This window comes from Serratia sp. BNK-10, from assembly GCF_047456065.1.
GTDB classification, from domain to species: domain Bacteria; phylum Pseudomonadota; class Gammaproteobacteria; order Enterobacterales; family Enterobacteriaceae; genus Serratia; species Serratia ureilytica.
The window spans coordinates 1,801,527-1,820,377 of record NZ_CP179894.1; the positions used below are offsets into that span (position 1 = coordinate 1,801,527).

Consider the following 18,851-nt stretch of genomic DNA (forward strand, 5'->3'; position numbering starts at 1 on the left):
TCTATTAACAGGGTTTATTACCACGCATGAAGCCTTCTATTGTTGCCAAACTGGAAGCGTTACAAGAGCGCCATGAAGAAGTGCAGGCGCTGCTCGGCGATGCCGGCGTCATCGCCGATCAAGACCGGTTCCGCGCGCTGTCGCGAGAATACGCGCAGCTGACCGACGTCAGCCGCTGCTTCCTGGAATGGCGTCAGGTGCAGGAGGATCTGGAGACGGCGGAAATGATGCTGGACGATCCTGAGATGCGCGAGATGGCGCAGGAAGAGCTGAAACAGGCGCGGGCGAGCAGCGAAGAGCTGGAACAGCAGCTGCAGGTGTTGCTGCTGCCGAAAGATCCGGATGATGAGCGCAGCTGCTTCCTCGAAGTGCGCGCCGGCACCGGCGGCGATGAGGCGGCGATCTTCGCCGGCGATCTGTTCCGCATGTACAGCCGTTACGCCGAAGGCCGCCGCTGGCGCGTCGAGGTGATGAGCGCCAACGAAGGCGAGCACGGCGGCTTCAAAGAAGTGATCGCCAAAGTTTCCGGCGACGGCGTGTACGGCCAGCTGAAGTTTGAATCCGGCGGCCACCGCGTGCAGCGCGTGCCGGAAACCGAATCCCAGGGGCGCATCCACACCTCCGCCTGCACCGTGGCGGTGATGCCGGAAGTGCCGGAAGCCGAGCTGCCGGACATCAACCCGGGCGATCTGAAAATCGACACCTTCCGCTCCTCCGGCGCTGGCGGCCAGCACGTTAACACCACCGACTCGGCGATCCGCATTACCCACCTGCCGACCGGCATCGTGGTGGAGTGCCAGGACGAACGTTCTCAGCACAAAAACAAAGCCAAGGCGATGTCGGTGCTGGGCGCGCGCATTCGCGCCGCCGAGATGGCCAAGCGCCAGCAGGCCGAGGCGTCCACTCGCCGCAACCTGCTTGGCAGCGGCGATCGTTCCGATCGCAACCGCACCTACAACTTCCCGCAGGGGCGGGTGACCGACCACCGCATCAACCTGACGCTTTACCGCCTGGACGAAGTGATGGAAGGCAAACTGGACATGCTGATCCAGCCGATCGTGCAGGAGTATCAGGCCGATCAGCTGGCTGCGCTGTCCGCCGAGCAAGAGTGATGGATTATCAACACTGGCTGAAAGCCGCCGCCGCGCGTCTGACCCACAGCGACAGCGCCCGGCGCGACGCGGAAATCCTGTTGGGTTTCGTGACCGGCAAGGCCAGAACCTTCCTGATGGCGTTCGGGGAAACCCTGCTGACGCCGCCGCAACAACAGCAGTTGGAGACGCTGCTGGCGCGCCGCGAACGCGGTGAGCCGGTGGCCTATCTGGTGGGCGAGCGCGAGTTTTGGTCGCTGCCGCTGTCGGTCTCGCCCGCGACGCTGATCCCGCGCCCGGATACCGAATGCCTGGTGGAACTGGCGCTGGCGCGCCTGCCGCCGCAACCCTGCCACTTCCTCGATCTCGGCACCGGCACCGGCGCCATCGCGCTGGCGCTGGCCAGCGAGCGCCCGGATTGTTCGGCAATCGGCGTCGATGTGCAGCCGGACGCGGTCGCGCTGGCGCAGCACAATGCGCACAAGCTGAAGATCGACAACGTTCGATTTTTACAGGGCAGCTGGTTTGCGCCCGTGGCCGGGCAACGCTTTGCGCTGATCGCCAGCAATCCGCCCTATATCGACGCCGCCGATCCGCATTTGTCGCAGGGTGACGTGCGCTTCGAGCCGGGCAGCGCGCTGGTGGCCGCTGAGCACGGGCTGGCCGATCTGGCCGCCATCGTGCGCCAGGCGCCGCACTATCTGCAGCCACAGGGCTGGCTGCTGTTGGAACATGGCTGGCAGCAGGGTGAGAGCGTGCGCGCGCTGCTGCAGGCCGCCGGATTTTCCGCTGTCGCCACCCACCGTGATTACGGCGACAACGATCGTGTGACGCTCGGCCAATGGCCGGGATAAGCGCCCCTCATAATAACGACGCCCGGGCCATCTAAGGGAGCATCATGACTGCATACACCGCGTTGAAACATTTCCATTTGCTGACGGTCGCCATCAGTATTACCTTGTTTGTGCTGCGTTTTTACTGGCAGTGGCGCCGCTCGCCGATCGTGGGGCGCCGCTGGGTCAAGATAGCGCCGCACCTGAACGACACGCTGCTGTTCGTCAGCGGCATCGCGCTGGTGGTGACGTTCGGGTTTTATCCGCTGCTGGGTATGGACTCATGGCTGACCGAGAAGCTGTTTGGCGTTATTATCTATATCCTGCTTGGCTACGTCGCATTGGGCAAGAAGACCAAAAGTCAGCGGCTGCGAACCGTGGCGTTCGTGCTGGCGTTGGGCTGTCTGTATCTGATAATTAAACTTGCCACGACGAAAATACCGTTTCTGATGGGATACCTATGAGTAGCATTGCTGATTTTGAATTTAACACCTCGCCGCTGAGCGAAGGGGTGATCCTGGTGTCGCAGTCGGTAAGGCGTGATTTCCCCGCCGCCGACGTGGAGCGCAAGCTGCAACAGCTGGTGGACGAAGCGCGCGCGGCGGTGCCGGCCGACATCACACAGGAGCAGCAACTGGATGCGCTCATCGAACTGTTCTACAAAACCTGGGGATTCGGCGGCGCCAGCGGCGTCTATCGCCTGTCGGACGCCATCTGGCTGGATAAGGTGCTGGAGGGGCGGCAGGGCACGCCGGTTTCGCTCGGCACCATCTTCCTGCATATCGCCAACGCGCTGGATTTGCCGCTGCTGCCGGTGATTTTCCCCACTCAGCTGATCCTGCGCGCCGATTGGCTGGATGAAGAGCTGTGGCTGATCAACCCGCTGAACGGCGAAACCCTGAGCGAACACCAGCTGGAAGTGTGGATCAAGGGCAACCTGGGGCTGGGCGCCGAGCTGGAAGACGACGATCTCGACGAATCCGAGAACATCATGGTGGTGCGCAAGATGCTGGATACGCTGAAGGCCGCCCTGATGGAAGAAAAGCAGCTGGAAATGGCGCTGCGCACCAGCGAAACGGTGCTGTGCTTCGATCCGGAAGATCCGTACGAGATCCGCGATCGCGGGCTGATTTACGCCCAGCTGGAGTGCAACCATATCGCGATTTCCGATCTCAACTATTTTGTCGAGCAGTGTCCTGAAGACCCGGTCAGCGAAGTGATCAAAGTGCAGATCCATTCGATTGAGCCGAAACAGGTGACGCTGCATTAATTCAATGACTCCGTGCAGTTTGCAAGGCGACGGTTACAACCTTAACAAAGGCGAAAGCATGAAACAGAAAGTGGTTAGCATTGGCGACATCGACGTAGCAAACGACCTGCCGTTTGTGCTGTTTGGCGGTATGAACGTGCTGGAATCGCGCGATCTGGCGATGAGCATCTGCGAGCACTACGTCACCGTGACGCAAAAACTGGGCATTCCTTACGTTTTCAAAGCCTCTTTCGACAAAGCCAACCGTTCTTCCATCCACTCGTACCGCGGTCCGGGCCTGGAAGAAGGGATGAAGATCTTCGAAGAGCTGAAGAAAACCTTCGGCGTGAAAATCATCACCGACGTTCACGAAGCGGCGCAGGCGCAGCCGGTTTCCGAAGTGGTTGACGTGATCCAACTGCCGGCCTTCCTGGCGCGTCAGACCGATCTGGTGGAAGCGATGGCGAAAACCGGCGCGGTAATCAACGTCAAGAAGCCACAGTTCGTCAGCCCGGGGCAGATGGGCAACATCGTCGACAAATTCAAAGAAGGCGGCAACGACCAGGTGATCCTGTGCGATCGCGGCAGCAACTTTGGTTATGACAACCTGGTGGTCGACATGCTGGGCATCAACGTGATGAAGAACGTGACCGGCGGCCATCCGGTGATCTTCGACGTGACCCACGCGCTGCAGACCCGCGATCCGTTCGGCGCCGCGTCCGGCGGCCGTCGCGCTCAGGTGGCCGAGCTGGCGCGCGCCGGCATGGCGGTTGGCCTGGCAGGGCTGTTCCTCGAAGCGCACCCGGATCCGAACAACGCCAAGTGCGACGGCCCGTCCGCGCTGCCGCTGGACAAGCTGGAGCCGTTCCTGGCGCAGATGAAAGCCATCGACGACCTGGTGAAGAGCTTCCCGGAGCTGGATACCAGCAACTAAGCGCTCATCGCCAAAAAAAAGCCCGACTCGTCGGGCTTTTTTACGTTTAGGCGCCGGTGTTCGCCAGCGCTTCCGGCAGCGTCGGGTAGAACTGCAGCCGGCCCTCGATCGGCTGCACCCGCGCGCGCGCCAGGGTTTTCAGCGGCTGGAACGGCACGTCGGTGATCACCAGCTTTTTATCCGCCGGCAGCACGTCGATAAAGCGACGCAGGGCGCTCAGGCCGCCGGCGTCGAGCACCGGCACCGCATCCCATTGCAGCACGATCGTCCGATAGCCCTCGCTGCGCGCCAACAGTTCGGTAAAGATGCGCTCGGCGGCGGCGAAGAACAGCGGGCCGTTCACTCGCAGCACCAGGCGGCCATCGTCGGCGCTCAGTTCGCTCAGCCGCGTCATGCGGGCGATACGGCGCATAAACAGCAGCGACGCCAGCACGATGCCCACGGTAATGGCGATCACCATGTCGAACAGCACCGTCAGCGACATGCACAGCAGCAGCACCAAAATATCGTCCTTCGGCGCCCGGCGCAGCAGGTAAACCACCTTGTGGGCCTCACTCATGTTCCAGGCGACCATCAACAGCAGCGCCGCCATCGCCGCCAGCGGCAGATAAGAGAGCCACGGCGCCAGGACCAGCAGCGCCAGCAGCACCAGCAGCGCGTGGATGATGGCGGATACCGGCGAGGTGGCGCCGGCGCGCACGTTGGCGGCCGAACGGGCAATCGCGGCGGTCGCGGTGATGCCGCCGAAGAACGGCGCGATGATGTTGCCCGCGCCCTGGCCGATCAGTTCGCTGTTCGAGTTATGCTTCTTGCCGGTCATGCCGTCGAGCACCACCGCACACAGCAGCGATTCGATCGCCCCGAGCATCGCCATCGAAAACGCCGCCGGCAGCAGGGCGGAGACGGTTTGCCAGCTGAGGCTGAACGGCTGCCCGCCGCCGCCCGGCAGATCCCAGGGCAGCAGCAGCTGCGGCAAGATAGGCGGGATGCCCTGGCCGCTGCTGCCGTCGGCCAGCAGGTAGCTGAAACGGGAGCCGATGGTCGCCACCGGGTGGTCAAACAGCGTCAGCAGCCCCATCAGCGCAGTGCCCGCCAGCAGCGCCGGCAGGTGGCCGGGCACGCGCAGGCCGAGTTTGGGCCAGAAGATCAGGATCAAGAGCGTCACCGCGCCGATCAGGGTATCGCCGAGATCCAACGTCGGCAGCGCCTGCAGCAGGGCGTACAGCTTGCCGACGTAGTTTTCCGGCGTGTGCGCCAGCTGCAGACCGAAAAAGTCCTTAATCTGCATGGTGGCGATGGTGATGGCGATACCGGAGGTAAAACCGAGCGTCACCGGCAGCGGAATGTACTCGATCAGCCGGCCAAAGCGCGCCAGCCCCATCAGCAGCAGAAATACCCCGGAGATCAGCGTAGCGACCAGCAGGCCGGCCAGGCCGAACTGCTGCGAGACCGGATAGAGGATCACCACGAAGGCGGCGGTGGGGCCGGAGACGCTGTAGCGCGAACCGCCGCTGACGGCGATGACGATGCCGGCGATGGCGGCGGTATACAGGCCGTACTGCGGCGGCACGCCGCTGGCGATCGCCAGCGCCATCGCCAGCGGAATGGCGATAATGCCGACCGTCACCCCGGCGATGGCGTCTTTCAGCAACCGCGCCAGGCTATAAGGTTCCCGCCAGCAGGCGTCTATCAGCGCGCTGAAGGGGCGAATTTTGTTTATTTCATGGGTTTTCATCTACGGTGCGTACCAAATCTTCAAAAGTGAAAGGAATGGCGGGCCCGATGAGGTCCGTCTTGTCACGTGACAGATACCATACGCCTTTTGCTCAGCGGATTACCAGACCTGTATCAATTTGGCGCAGGAAATCAGAGAGTCGCCATTTTATCCGGCGCTAAATGCCGCTGATGAGTAAGTCAGCCGCAGAATCTGCGGCTGAAAAGGAAGTGAACAATCAAGATTTTGACGGTTAATGCGGGGTGGGCAGGGATAAGCCGAGAAAATGGGCTAAAGTGCTCACCAGCAGCTGATGATCTTCTTTCTGCGGCGCGCCGGAAATGCTGATGCTGCCGACGCAGCCGAGGCCGGCCAGGGTGAGCGGAAAGGCGCCGCCGTGCACCGAATAGTCGCGTATGCTCAGCCCGTAACGCTCCTCCAGCGACGTTTGGCGCTGCTGCAGGCGCAGGCCGATAGCGTAAGAGCTTTTGTGAAAATGGTTCACCAGGTTGCGCTTGCGCCGCACCCAGTCGGCGATATCCGGCGTGGCGCCCGGCATGGCGTAATAAAACAGCGTTTGCCCGGCCAGCTGGATCTCGATGGCGATGCTCAGGCCGCGCCGCTCGGCGGCGGTTTTCAGCGCCGCACCCAGTTCCCAGGCGGTCGCGGCGTCAAAATGCGCAAACGCCAGCGTCGCTTCCTGTTCGCTGAGTGCGTGCAGTTCATCGTCGATATTCATGCGGTTCTCCCCAGATAACCCAAAGCACAGAGTAGCCTGAAGCGTTCGCCATGAGATAGACGGCTTAGCGATAAGATAGAACTGCTACTCTATTAATAGACCGTGTAAAATGGCCGCCGCCGAAGCGGAGACGACAGGGATGCGTTATTCAACGTCTGCATATTACCCCCTGGCGACACCGAGGAGCGCGCTGACTATTTATGACTTACATTGCGTCCATTTCTACCCTTTACAGCGACGCCTGCATCACCTACGCCACGCTGTCGATAAGCTATTTCCTGCTCAGCAAGAATGCCCCTTTTTCTTATCAATCCGCACGGTGGAAGCGCATCGTTTTCGGCCTGCTGGCAGGCGTGGCGGTGCTGTACTTAAGCCAGGACCGCCTGGAGCTGACCGATAAGGTTCACTACAGCTTCGCGATGATCCCGATGATTTTGGTGACGTTCTTCGGCGGCGGCGTCAGCGGGCTGGTAAGCTTTCTGTTCGCTATGGCACTGACCGGCGGCTTCACCGTCGATAACCTGTTCATCGCCTCGATCGTCGCGCCGCTGCTGCTGTCGCGGGTGTGGCTGAAGAAATCCCATCGGGTGTTTTACCTGACGATCGGCGTCATCGCGTTGTATCGTATCGTTGTGGTGTGGCTGTTGGTGGACCTGAGCGGGCTGTGGCCGGATGTGTTGCTGTACCAGGCGGCTTCGGCGCTCTGTCTGGCGATTTGCTATCATGCGCTGAATTTCAAAGAGCGCCACATCTACGCCTATTTCGCGATGCGCGCGCGCGCCACGACCGACAGCGTGACCCACATCAACAACCGCGCCAGCGTCGATTATCACCTGATGCTGCAGCGCGCCGAACGTCGCCCGTGCGGGCTGATGATCCTCGATTTGGATAACTTCAAAAACATCAACGACACTTACGGTCACCCGGCCGGCGACGTGCTGCTGGCGAGCGTGGGGCGGCTGTTGCAAAACAGCGTGCGCAATGAGGACTTCGTCGGGCGCTACGGCGGCGAAGAGTTTATGGTGATCACCGCCAGCTACGATCCGCAGGTGATCGGCGGGGTAGCCGAGCGCATTCGCAGCGCGGTGGAAAGCTCGACGTTCTTGCTGAATGCGCACGACGAAGCGCACATCACAATGTCCATCGGCGTGTCGCTGTATCTGCCTGGCATGATGCTGGACAAGGCGATCGCCATGACCGACGAGGCCTTGTATGAGGCGAAGCGCAGCGGCAAAAACCGGGTGGTGACCAGCCGCGTGATGCAGCTGGCGCCGTTGGGCGCCGGATTCCCGCGCGAGTAAGCCGCCCCCGTCGCCACGGCGGGGGCGTTGGCTCAGGCCGCCAGCGTGTGTTCGCGGAACGCGTTCAGCAGCTCTTCGGTGAACGTCAGGCGTTTCTGGCGATCGGCCAGATCGAGCGTGAACTTCAGCTTGCTCGGGCCATCCAGGCGGTAAACCTGCGGATTGCCCTGCAACAGGCCGATCAGATAACCCGGGTCGACGCGGTTATTGTCGCCGAACTCGATAAAGCCGCCGCGCTCGTTGCTCTCGATGCGTTTGATCCCCAGCTTCTGCGCATGCAGCCGCAGCGCTGCGCACTGCAACAGGTTACGCGCCGCGTCCGGCAGTTGACCGAAGCGGTCGATCAGCTCGACCTTCAGCTCATCCAACTCACCGTCGTTCTTCGCGCTGGCGATGCGCTTATACAGCGACAGGCGGGTATTGACGTCGGGAATGAAATCTTCCGGCAGCAGCGCCGGCATGCGCAGCTCCACCTCGGTCTGGCTGTTGGTGAGATCTTCCAGCGACGGTTCGCGGCCGTTTTTCAACGCGTCGACGGCGCTTTCCAGCAGCTCCATGTAGAGCGAGAAGCCGACGGTGGTCATCTGGCCGCTCTGGTCTTCGCCCAGCAGCTCACCGGCGCCGCGGATCTCCAGATCGTGGGTCGCCAGCGCAAAACCGGCGCCGAGGTCTTCCAGCGAGGCGATGGCCTCGAGCCGTTTATGGGCGTCGGTGCCCATGGCTTTCGGGTTTGGCGTCAGCAGATAGGCGTAAGCCTGGTGGTGCGAACGCCCGACGCGGCCGCGCAATTGATGCAGCTGCGCCAGGCCGAAGCGATCGGCCCGCTCGATGATGATGGTGTTGGCGCTGGGGATATCGATGCCGGTTTCGATGATGGTGGTGCACACCAGCACGTTGAAGCGCTGGTGGTGGAAATCGTTCATCACCCGTTCCAGATCGCGTTCGCGCATCTGGCCGTGGCCGATGGCGATGCGCGCTTCCGGCACCAGCTCAGCCAGACGCTGCGCCGCTTTCTCGATGTTTTCCACGTCGTTGTAAAGGTAGTAAACCTGGCCGCCGCGCAGCACTTCGCGCAGGATCGCCTCGCGCACCACCAGGCTGTCGTATTCGCGCACGAAGGTCTTCACCGCCAAGCGGCGCGCTGGTGGGGTGGCAATGATAGACAGATCGCGCATGCCGCTCATCGCCATGTTCAGCGTCCGCGGGATCGGCGTGGCGGTCAGCGTCAGGATATCGACGTCGGCGCGCATCGCCTTGATGCGCTCCTTGTGGCGCACGCCAAAGCGGTGCTCTTCATCGACGATCAGTAGCCCCAAATCCTTCCAGCGCAGATCGCTCTGCAGCAGTTTGTGGGTGCCGATGATGATGTCCACTTTGCCTTCGGCCGCGTCGTCCAGTACCTGTTGCTGCTCTTTGGCGCTGCGGAAGCGCGACGTCATCTCGATGCGGATCGGCCAGGTGGCGAAGCGATCGCGGAAGTTGTCGAAGTGCTGCTGCGCCAGCAGCGTCGTCGGCACCAGCACCGCCACCTGCTTGCCGTTTTCCACCGCCAGGAAGGCGGCGCGCATCGCCACTTCGGTTTTGCCGAAGCCGACGTCGCCGCACACCAGGCGGTCCATCGCCAGCGGCTGGCACATGTCGCTCAGCACCGCGTTGATCGCCTGTTCCTGATCCGGCGTGGTTTCGAACGGGAAGCTCTGGCAGAACAGCTGGTACTGCTCGCGGTTGTGTTTGAAGGCGAAACCGGCCTTGGCGGCGCGCTGGGCGTAAATATCCAGCAGCTCGGCCGCCACGTCGCGCACCCGCTCGGCGGCTTTCTGCCGCGCGCGCGTCCAGGCGTCGCCGCCCAGTTTGTGCAGCGGAGCGTTTTCGTCCGCGCCGCCGGCGTAGCGGCTGATCAGATGCAGCGAAGAAACCGGCACGTACAGCTTGTCCTCACCGGCGTAGGAGAGGATCAGGTATTCGGCCTTGATGCCGCCGGCCTCCAGCGTGGTCAGACCGACGTAGCGGCCGACGCCGTGCTCCAGATGCACCACCGGCTGGCCGGGATGCAGCTCCGCCAGGTTGCGGATAAGGGTATCGGTGTTGATGGTGCGCCGGTTGTCCTGCCGGCGACGGCTGACGCGCTCGCCGAGCAGATCGCTTTCGCAGATCAGCGCCCGCCGGCGCAGGCCGTCGAGGAAGCCGTGTTCGGCGGCGCCGACCATCATGTAACGGCCCGCGGTTTCCGCCTGATCGAGTCGTTGGATCAAGGCAGGCGCCAGCTTGATGCGGCCGAGCAGATCCTGCAGCGTTTCACGCCGCCCCTCGCTCTCGACGGAGAAGATCACGCTGCCGTCAAAACTTTCAATAAAGCGGCGCAGATTATCCAGCGGGGATTTATGCTGCGCCTGCACCGCCAGATCGGGCAGGGCATGGTAATCCAGATTGGTATTGCCCGCTTTGGCCGGCAGCTCATCGGTTTTCAGCGCGATGCGCGGCCAGGCTTTCAGCTCGCCGAACAGCGCGTCAACGCGCAGCCACAGCGTATCCGGCGCCAGCAGCGGGCGCATCGGATCGACGCGGCGGCTTTCGAAACGCTGGTTGACGTCCTGCCAGAAGCGCTCGGCGGCGCCCTCCAGATCGCCGGTGTTGACGATCAGCGTATTGGCCGGCAGGTAGCTGAACAGCGACGGCAGCGGCTGGCTGAAGAACAGCGGCTGCCAGTATTCGATGCCGGCGGGCCAGGCGCTTTTGCTGACCTGCTGATAGATGTGCTCGGCGTCGCGACGCACCTCAAACTGCTCGCGCCACTGGCTGCGGAACAGCTCGATGGCGTTTTTGTCGGTAGGGAACTCGTGGGCCGGCAACAGATTAATGGCCTCGACTTCGCTCAGCGTGCGCTGGGTGTCGACGTCGAAGATGCGCAGGCTGTCTATCTCGTCATCGAAGAAGTCGATGCGGTAAGGCTCATCGCTGCCCATTGGATACAGGTCGAGCAGCGCGCCGCGGGTGGCGAATTCGCCGTGCTCCATTACCTGATCGACGCTGCGGTAGCCGGCTTGTTCCAGCTGCGCGCGCAGTTTGTCGCGCGACAGGCGCTGGCCTTTTTTCATCACCAGCGCATGGCCGTGCAGGAATTCGTGCGGGCAGACGCGTTGCATCAGGGTATTGACCGGCAGAATGATCACGCCGCGCGCCATGGTCGGCAGGTGATACAGGCTCGACAAACGGTCGGAGATGATTTCCTGGTGCGGCGAGAAGCTGTCGTACGGCAGGGTTTCCCAGTCGGACAGGGTGGTCACCATCTGATCGGTGAACTGTTGGATCTCGTCGCGCAGCCGCAGGGCGTTTTGCATGTCCGGCGCGATCAGCATCACCGGGCCAGGGTGACGCTCGACGATCTCGGCGCATTCCACGGCGCAGGCCGCGCCGGTCAGTTGCCCCAGCTGGCGCAGATCGCCCGCGCGATCGGGCAGAGAATAACGGGGGGATGAGGAACGGTTACGGCTATCGGAAGTGCTCATTCAGGTATCTTTAATCAATGTGTTGGATGGCGTCCCGGCACGGATAACCCAGCGCCTTTATGCTGTTTATAGTAGCCCAGCGGCCGGCAAACTGACACCGATAAAAGTGCCCTGTCTCGCAAGTTATTGGGTTGGCATTGCATGCAAGCGCGACGCCAAACAGGCGTCGCGAGGGGCGGAAACAGTGCAAGATTAGCGCTTCTGATATTCGTCAAACGATAGGTAATCCGTATTCAGGACAATCGACGCTTTGCGCGAAATGATTTTAGCCGGTATGCCTGCCACGATGCAGTTGGGCTCGATATCGCTGGTGACTACGGAGTTGGCGCCAATCGTCACATTGTCACCGATGGTGACCGGGCCAACGATTTTTGCTCCGGCGGCAATGGTGACGTTATCGCCGATAGTGGCAACGTCGTCCCGGCTTTTGAAGAGGTTGTTGCCGATGGTCACCCCTTGCAGGATGGTACAATTTTTACCAATTTTGACGTTGGGATGGATGACGATGCCACCGAAATGCGGGATAACCAGACCTTCACCGATGCTGGCCTGATGGGGAATTTCGATGCCATATTTTATTTGCAGGCGCTTCAGATTCTTTACCAGCAGGCGGAAGCAAATTCTCTCAACGATATTGCGTTTCCTGGAATGAAAATCACTGTGCAGCCTCAGCGTGAAAATATAGTTAAAGCCGATGTAGTTCTGTTGGAAAAGGGACTTGATTAGTCTTGCGACGCCGGACTTTCTGCTGGCGCGAAAGAAGTCGGCATAAATTTTATATTTTGTTTCCGTTCTCATTGATTGCCCTTGGGTTTAACCGATAACTATCATCAACTTCGTCAATGTTGGCAGATAGTAACATAGGCCGAAATCGCTGGCGATCCTGTGCGGGAGTCCCAGACTGAAACCCGTCGGATAACGGCATGTGCCAATAATGATGGAAAACGAGGGCGCGGCGGGTGCCCTGCGAGCGACAGGGGCAAATGCGATTTCGCAGGCGACACTGTCATTTTCAGAAGAAACTGAGGCGGACCGGCAAAAACATTTTCGGCGACTCACCAAAACAGTCAAGGGTAAACAAGGGGTTATCCGCGATGGAAATGCCACATGCACATCGATGCAAGAATCGTAAAAATCTTTATTTTTCATTTAATTGTTTTCACGGCGACGATATAATCCGTGATCACTTTGCTTAAGCCACGGCTATCAAACGGATTTCATGTATCAACCTGTCGCGTTATTCATTGGCCTGCGCTACATGCGCGGGCGAGCCTCAGACCGCTTCGGGCGGTTTGTTTCCTGGCTTTCCACCATCGGCATTACGCTGGGGGTGATGGCGTTGCTCACCGTGCTGTCGGTGATGAACGGTTTCGAAAAGGATCTGGAGAACAACATTCTCGGCCTGATGCCGCAGGCGTTGGTCACCAGTCCGCAAGGATCGGTCAACCCGCAGCAGCTGCCGGCCTCCGAGGTGCAGAAGCTGCAGGGCGTCACGCGCGTTGCGCCGCTGACCACCGGTGACGTGGTGCTGCAAAGCGCTCGCAGCGTGGCGGTCGGGGTGATGCTCGGCGTGAATCCCGACGAGGCCGATCCGCTGACCCCGTATCTGGTCAACGTCAAGCAGCAACAGCTGCAGCCGGGCCAATACAACATCATCATCGGCGAACAGCTGGCGGGGCAACTCGGCGTCAAGCGCGGCGATTCGCTGCGCGTGATGGTGCCGAGCGCCAGCCAGTTCACGCCGATGGGCCGCATTCCCAGCCAGCGTTTGTTCACTCTCATCGGCACCTTCCACGCCAACAGCGAGGTGGACGGCTATCAGCTGCTGGTCAACCAACAGGATGCTTCGCGCCTGATGCGCTACCCGGCCGGCAACATCACCGGCTGGCGTCTGTTCCTGCAACAGCCGCTGACGGTCGATACCCTCAGCCAGCAGGCGTTGCCGGCGGGCACCGTCTGGAAAGACTGGCGCGATCGCAAGGGCGAGCTGTTCCAGGCGGTGCGCATGGAGAAGAACATGATGGGGCTGCTGCTCAGCCTGATCGTGGCGGTGGCGGCGTTTAACATCATTACCTCGCTCGGTCTGCTGGTGATGGAGAAGCAGGGCGAGGTCGCCATTCTGCAGACTCAAGGGCTGACCCGCCGCCAGATCATGTCGGTATTTATGGTGCAGGGCGCCAGTGCCGGCATCATCGGTTCGCTGCTCGGCACGCTGCTCGGCGTGCTGCTGGCCACCAATCTGAACAACCTGATGCCGATCCTCGGCGCATTGATCGACGGCGCTTCGCTGCCGGTGGCGGTCGATCCGCTGCAGGTGACGATCATCGCCGTGGTGGCGATGGCGGTTTCCCTGTTGTCCACGCTCTATCCTTCATGGCGCGCTGCCGCCGTACAACCCGCTGAGGCTTTACGTTATGAGTAACCATCTTTTGCTGCAGTGTGACAACCTGTGCAAGACCTATCAGGAAGGCAACCTGCACACCGACGTGCTGCGCAACGTCAGCTTTGCCATGCAGCAGGGCGAGATGATGGCGATCGTCGGCAGCTCGGGTTCCGGCAAGAGCACCCTGTTGCACCTGCTGGGCGGGCTGGACTCGCCGACCTCCGGCGAAGTGATCTTCAAGGGCGAATCGCTCAACGCCATGTCTTCGGCGGCCAAGGCCGAGCTGCGCAACCGCCAGTTGGGCTTCATCTATCAGTTCCACCATCTGTTGCCGGACTTCACCGCGCTGGAAAACGCCGCCATGCCGCTCTTGATCGGTGGCGCCAAACCGGCGCAGGCGCAGGAGAAAGCGCGGGAGATGCTGGCGGCGGTCGGGCTGGAAAAGCGCAGCAAACACCGCCCGTCCGAGCTTTCCGGCGGCGAGCGTCAGCGCGTGGCGATCGCGCGCGCGCTGGTCAATAACCCGGCGCTGGTGCTGGCGGACGAACCGACCGGCAACCTCGACAAGCGCACCGCGGACAGCATCTTCGATCTGCTCGGCGAGCTGAACGTGCGTCAGGGCACCGCTTTCCTGGTGGTAACGCACGATCTGCAGCTGGCCAAGCGCTTGAGCCGCCAGTTGGAAATGGCCGACGGTCACCTGCAGGCGCAGCTGACCCTGATGGGGGCCGAGTAATGGCGGGAGCCTCACTGTCCTTCCTGACGGCCCTGCGTTTCAGCCGCGGCCGTAAACGCGGCGGCATGGTGTCGCTGATCTCGGTCATCTCCACCATTGGCATCGCGCTGGGGGTGGCGGTGCTGATCGTCGGTCTGAGCGCGATGAACGGCTTTGAGCGCGAGCTGAAGAACCGCATTCTGGCGGTGGTGCCGCACGGCGAGCTCGAGCCGGTCAATCAGCCGTTCAGCGGCTGGCCGTCGATTCTGCAGCGGGTGGAAAAGGTGCCGGGCATCTTGGCCGCCGCGCCGTACATCAACTTTACCGGCCTGATGGAAAACGGCGCGCAGCTGCGCGCGGTGGAAGTCAAAGGTGTGGATCCGCAGCAGGAGAGCCGACTGAGCGCGCTGCCGCAGTATGTGCAGGGCGACGCCTGGGCCAACTTCAAGCCCGGCGAGCAGCAGGTGATCCTCGGCAAGGGCGTGGCCGACGCGCTGGGCGTCAAGCAGGGCGCCTATGTCACGGTGATGATCCCCAACAGCGACCCTGAGATGAAGCTGCTGCAGCCGAAGCGTATTCGCCTGCACGTGACCGGCATTTTGCAGCTCAGCGGCCAGCTCGATCACAGCCTGGCGCTGGTGCCGCTGGCCGATGCGCAGCAGTATCTCGACATGGGTGACAGCGTCACGGGCATCGCTCTCAAGATGAACGACGTGTTCGCCGCCAACAAGCTGGTGCGCGACGCCGGCGAAGTGACCAACGCTTACATCTACATCAAGAGCTGGATCGGCAAGTACGGCTACATGTACCGCGACATCCAGATGATCCGCGCCATCATGTACCTGGCGATGGTGCTGGTGATCGGCGTGGCCTGCTTCAACATCGTTTCCACGTTGGTGATGGCGGTGAAAGACAAAAGCGCCGACATTGCGGTGCTGCGCACCCTGGGCGCCAAAGACGGCTTTATCCGCGCCATTTTCATCTGGTATGGGCTGCTGGCCGGGCTGCTGGGCAGCCTGAGCGGCGTGGTGATCGGGGTGATCGCCTCGCTGCAGCTGACCAACATCATCCGGGGCATCGAGAAACTGGTCGGCCACTCCTTCCTGTCGGGCGATATCTACTTCATCGACTTCCTGCCTTCCGAGCTGCACTGGCTGGATGTGCTGATCGTGCTGGCGACCGCCATCGTGCTGAGTCTGTTGGCCAGTTGGTATCCGGCGAGGCGCGCCAGCCGCATCGATCCGGCGCGGGTGCTGAGCGGACAATAAAACCCACGGGGAGGCAGCGATGCCGCCCCGTTTTTTTAGCCTGGGGATGGGTTATGTACTACGGTTTCGATATGGGCGGCACCAAGATTGAGCTGGGGGTGTTCGACGACAGCCTGCAGCGCATTTGGCAAAAGCGGGTGCCGACGCCGCGCGACGATTATCGGCAACTGCTGGCTACGCTGTGCGAGCTGACCCTGGAGGCGGATGCGTTTTGCGGCCGGCGCGGCAGCGTCGGCATCGGCATTCCGGGCTTGCCCAACGACGATGACGGCACGCTGTTTACCGCCAATGTGCCGGCGGCGATGGGGCGGCCGCTGCCGCGCGATCTGGCGGCGCTGATCGGGCGCGAGGTGCGGGTCGATAACGACGCCAACTGCTTTGCGCTGTCGGAGGCCTGGGACGACGAGTTCCGCCGCTACCCGACGGTGCTGGGCATCATCCTCGGCACCGGCGTAGGCGGCGGCCTGATCGTCGAGGGTAAGACGGTGCCCGGGCGCAACTATATCGCCGGCGAGTTCGGTCATTTGCGCCTGCCGGTGGACGCGCTCGAGGTGCTGGGGCGTGATGTGCCTCGCGTCGCCTGCGGGTGCGGCCATCAGGGTTGCATTGAAAATTACATATCGGGCCGCGGTTTCGAATGGATGTACGCCCATTTTTATGGCCGGAGCTTGCCCGCCACCGAGATCATTGCGCATTATCAGGCGGGTGAGCCGCAGGCCGTGGCGCATGTCGATCGCTTTATGGACGTGCTGGCGATCTGCCTGGGTAACCTGCTGACGGTGCTGGATCCGCACCTGGTGGTGATCGGCGGCGGGCTGTCGAACTTCGACGCCATTTACCAGGCGTTGCCGCAGCGGCTGCCGGCGCACCTGCTGCGGGTGGCTCGGCTGCCGCGCATCGAGAAGGCGCGCTATGGCGACGCCGGCGGCGTGCGCGGCGCAGCGTTCCTCAATTTGGCTCGCCCAACGTAATGGGCGTTGCGGCCAGGCGTGAATGTATACAGCCAACAACGCCGCAACGTCCAGTAAGAAGGGTAAACAGGGAAAAGTAAGGAGAGAGTTAATGCACACTCGCCATCGGCTGTGTCAGTTTCGCAAGAGTAAGCATGTGCTGCATCAGCGCTTTCGTTCACGCATTTTTCACCGTGACACCATGGCGGCGGCCGAGCTGAAAAAGCCGTTTGTGGTGGTGTTGACCGGGGCCGGCATTTCGGCCGAGTCGGGCATTCGCACCTTCCGCGCCGCGGATGGGCTGTGGGAAGAGCACCGGGTGGAGGACGTCGCCACGCCGGAAGGTTTTCAGCGCGATCCGGCGCTGGTGCAGGCGTTTTACAATGAACGTCGCCGCCAGCTGCAGACCGAGGATATCGCCCCGAACGCCGCGCACCGCGCGCTGGCGGATCTGGAAGAGTGGCTGGGGGACAACTTCCTGCTGGTCACGCAAAACATCGATAACCTGCATGAGCGCGCCGGCAGCAAGCGGGTGCTGCACATGCACGGCGAATTGCTGAAGGTGCGCTGCACCCAGTCGGGCCAGGTGTTCGAGTGGCCCGGCGATCTCAGCGTTGACGAGCGCTGCCACTGCTGCCAGTTCCCGGCGCCGCTGCGGCCGCACGTGGTGTGGTTCGGCGAGATGCCGCTGGGCATGGACGACATCTACCAGGCGCTGAGCAAGGCCGATTTCTTCGTCGCCATCGGCACCTCCGGCCATGTCTATCCGGCGGCCGGGTTCGTGCATGAGGCGCGGCTGGGCGGCGCCTACGCGATGGAGCTGAACCTGGAGCCGAGTCAGGTGGAAAGCCAGTTCGACGAGAAACACTACGGCCTGGCCAGCGAAGTGGTGCCGCGTTTTGTGCACAAATTCCTGGTGGGCAAGGTGGCGCGGGCAGATAAGCCCTAAAGACATCAGGGCGCACTGCGCGCCCTGATGGGATGGCGGGCGTGTTAGCGCCCGGCTTTCAGCTTTTGGAAGTAGCTTTCGTACAGCGTGCTGGCGTCGCCGACGTCGTTTTGCCACTCGCCGTGCTCAATCACCGTTTTATCCGGGTAGAGAGACGGATCGTTGGCGATCTCCGGCGACAGCAGCTTCTTCGCCGCCAGGTTCGGCGTCGGGTAACCGATGGTTTCCGCCACCTGCACCGCGATTTCCGGCCGCAGCAGGAAGTCGATCAGCTTCAGCGCCCCCTCGACGTTGCGCGCGTTGGCCGGAATGGCCAGGCTGTCCATCCAGAAGATCCCACCTTCCTTCGGCCAGACGATCTCCAGCGGCGTGCCGGCCTGGCGCGCCACGAAGGCCGAACCGTTCCACACCATGCCGACGTTGACTTCCCCTTCCATAAACGGGTTGCCCGGGTTGTCGGAGTTGAAGGCCAGCACGTTCGGCATCAATTTCTGCAGTTCGTTGTAGGCGGCTTCAATCTCTTTCGGGTCGGTGGTGTTGCCGGAATAGCCCAGCTTGAGCAGCGCCATCTGGAACACTTCGCGCGCATCGTCGGTCAGCAGCAGACGGCCTTTGTACTGCGGCTGCCACAGATCGGCCCAGGAGGTGACGGTGGACGGATCCTGCGCGTCGCTGTTAACGCCGATGGCGGTGGCGCCCCAGATGTAAGGGATGGAGTAGTCGTTGTTGGGATCGAACGGCTTGTTCAGCAGGGTAGGATCGAGATCCTTGAAGTGGCTGAGTTTGCTCTTGTCGATTTTTTGCAGCATGCCTTCCTTGCTCATCTTGGCGATGAAGTAAGTGGAAGGCACCACCAGATCGTACGCGCCGTCCTTGTAGGTCTTCAGCTTGGCGTACATGCTTTCGTTGGATTCATAGGTGGAATAAATCACCTTGATGCCGGTTTCTTTGGTGAACTGCTCCAGCAGCCCCGGCGGGACGTATTCAGTCCAGTTATAGAAATACAGCGTTTTGCCGTCAGAGGCGTTTGCAGAGCAGAAACTCAGCGCCATCATCCCGGCTGCGAGCAGATGTGACCACTTTTTCATGCAGCGTATCCTTCAGCAGTAGTGAGCCGAACCCGTATGAGCCGCCGTTTTCGGCCGCGCCATACCCCAGAAAGGGGCCATTATAGGGGCGGGGGCGGGGTGGGTAAAGGCGGTTATCCCAGCGGCAAATC

General features: G+C 61.6%; 17 protein-coding genes. 12 read left to right on the top strand and 5 right to left on the bottom strand.

Going from position 1 to position 18,851, the window contains the following annotated elements; translation table 11 throughout:
* Nucleotides 1-26: 26 nt before the first annotated feature.
* From prfA to kdsA, 5 genes are read left to right on the top strand one after another with little or no spacing between them, the layout of a single operon-like run.
* Nucleotides 27-1,112: a peptide chain release factor 1 gene (gene prfA / locus ACMGG9_RS08800; protein ID WP_033652048.1), complete on the top strand. Its 1,086-nt coding sequence runs from the start codon at nt 27-29 to the stop codon at nt 1,110-1,112.
* On the top strand, nt 1,112-1,945 hold the full coding sequence (prmC, locus tag ACMGG9_RS08805; protein ID WP_033642757.1) for a peptide chain release factor N(5)-glutamine methyltransferase: 834 nt from the start codon (nt 1,112-1,114) through the stop codon (nt 1,943-1,945). Before prfA ends, prmC begins: the two co-directional genes overlap by 1 nt.
* A 44-nt stretch (nt 1,946-1,989) precedes the next feature.
* Nucleotides 1,990-2,388: a SirB2 family protein gene (locus tag ACMGG9_RS08810; RefSeq protein ID WP_033642758.1), complete on the top strand. Its 399-nt coding sequence runs from the start codon at nt 1,990-1,992 to the stop codon at nt 2,386-2,388.
* On the top strand, nt 2,385-3,194 hold the full coding sequence (sirB1, locus tag ACMGG9_RS08815) for an invasion regulator SirB1 (RefSeq protein ID WP_033642759.1): 810 nt from the start codon (nt 2,385-2,387) through the stop codon (nt 3,192-3,194). The genes ACMGG9_RS08810 and sirB1 overlap by 4 nt, the downstream gene beginning before the upstream one ends.
* 58 nt (nt 3,195-3,252) lie before the next feature.
* Nucleotides 3,253-4,107 carry a 3-deoxy-8-phosphooctulonate synthase gene (gene kdsA, locus ACMGG9_RS08820; RefSeq protein WP_004941087.1) on the top strand — a complete coding sequence of 285 codons (855 nt, stop codon included), beginning with the start codon at nt 3,253-3,255 and terminating at the stop codon, nt 4,105-4,107.
* Between the two features lie 46 nt (nt 4,108-4,153).
* On the opposite strand, the gene dauA is transcribed toward kdsA, so the two are convergent.
* The gene (gene dauA / locus ACMGG9_RS08825; protein WP_197771396.1) at nt 4,154-5,842 is read right to left on the bottom strand and encodes a C4-dicarboxylic acid transporter DauA; all 1,689 of its coding nucleotides are present in this window, start codon (nt 5,840-5,842) and stop codon (nt 4,154-4,156) included.
* 232 nt (nt 5,843-6,074) lie between these two features.
* The gene (locus tag ACMGG9_RS08830) at nt 6,075-6,560 is read right to left on the bottom strand and encodes a heme-degrading domain-containing protein (protein WP_213587049.1); all 486 of its coding nucleotides are present in this window, start codon (nt 6,558-6,560) and stop codon (nt 6,075-6,077) included.
* 200 nt (nt 6,561-6,760) lie between these two features.
* Between ACMGG9_RS08830 and ACMGG9_RS08835 the strand changes: the two genes are divergently transcribed.
* Nucleotides 6,761-7,861, top strand: coding sequence for a GGDEF domain-containing protein (locus ACMGG9_RS08835; RefSeq protein WP_117189103.1), 1,101 nt, complete (start codon nt 6,761-6,763; stop codon nt 7,859-7,861).
* Between the two features lie 32 nt (nt 7,862-7,893).
* Here the strand turns inward: ACMGG9_RS08835 and mfd are convergent, their stop codons facing one another.
* Nucleotides 7,894-11,367, bottom strand: a complete 3,474-nt coding sequence (gene mfd, locus ACMGG9_RS08840) for a transcription-repair coupling factor (RefSeq protein ID WP_414162082.1) — start codon at nt 11,365-11,367, stop codon at nt 7,894-7,896.
* 192 nt (nt 11,368-11,559) lie between these two features.
* The gene (locus tag ACMGG9_RS08845; RefSeq protein WP_025302502.1) at nt 11,560-12,165 is read right to left on the bottom strand and encodes a serine O-acetyltransferase; all 606 of its coding nucleotides are present in this window, start codon (nt 12,163-12,165) and stop codon (nt 11,560-11,562) included.
* Nucleotides 12,166-12,301: 136 nt separating this feature from the next.
* Here ACMGG9_RS08845 and ACMGG9_RS08850 point away from each other — a divergent pair, with 136 nt between their 5' ends.
* The 6 genes from ACMGG9_RS08850 (at nt 12,302) to cobB (ending at nt 17,632) form a co-directional block, all read left to right on the top strand.
* Nucleotides 12,302-12,499 carry a hypothetical protein gene (locus ACMGG9_RS08850; RefSeq protein WP_139276940.1) on the top strand — a complete coding sequence of 66 codons (198 nt, stop codon included), beginning with the start codon at nt 12,302-12,304 and terminating at the stop codon, nt 12,497-12,499.
* Nucleotides 12,500-12,586: 87 nt separating this feature from the next.
* Nucleotides 12,587-13,789: a lipoprotein-releasing ABC transporter permease subunit LolC gene (gene lolC / locus ACMGG9_RS08855; protein WP_414162083.1), complete on the top strand. Its 1,203-nt coding sequence runs from the start codon at nt 12,587-12,589 to the stop codon at nt 13,787-13,789.
* Complete coding sequence (gene lolD, locus ACMGG9_RS08860; RefSeq protein WP_004941120.1) at nt 13,782-14,486, top strand: lipoprotein-releasing ABC transporter ATP-binding protein LolD; 705 nt, start codon at nt 13,782-13,784, stop codon at nt 14,484-14,486. Before lolC ends, lolD begins: the two co-directional genes overlap by 8 nt.
* On the top strand, nt 14,486-15,733 hold the full coding sequence (gene lolE / locus ACMGG9_RS08865) for a lipoprotein-releasing ABC transporter permease subunit LolE (RefSeq protein ID WP_004941124.1): 1,248 nt from the start codon (nt 14,486-14,488) through the stop codon (nt 15,731-15,733). The genes lolD and lolE overlap by 1 nt, the downstream gene beginning before the upstream one ends.
* Nucleotides 15,734-15,786: 53 nt before the next feature.
* Nucleotides 15,787-16,704, top strand: a complete 918-nt coding sequence (gene nagK, locus ACMGG9_RS08870) for an N-acetylglucosamine kinase (protein WP_197755972.1) — start codon at nt 15,787-15,789, stop codon at nt 16,702-16,704.
* Between the two features lie 91 nt (nt 16,705-16,795).
* Nucleotides 16,796-17,632 (top strand): Sir2 family NAD+-dependent deacetylase, encoded by an 837-nt coding sequence (cobB, locus tag ACMGG9_RS08875; protein ID WP_046899329.1) that lies wholly within the window; start codon nt 16,796-16,798, stop codon nt 17,630-17,632.
* 44 nt (nt 17,633-17,676) lie between these two features.
* On the opposite strand, the gene potD is transcribed toward cobB, so the two are convergent.
* Complete coding sequence (gene potD / locus ACMGG9_RS08880) at nt 17,677-18,720, bottom strand: spermidine/putrescine ABC transporter substrate-binding protein PotD (protein WP_089191573.1); 1,044 nt, start codon at nt 18,718-18,720, stop codon at nt 17,677-17,679.
* Nucleotides 18,721-18,851 lie beyond the last annotated feature (131 nt).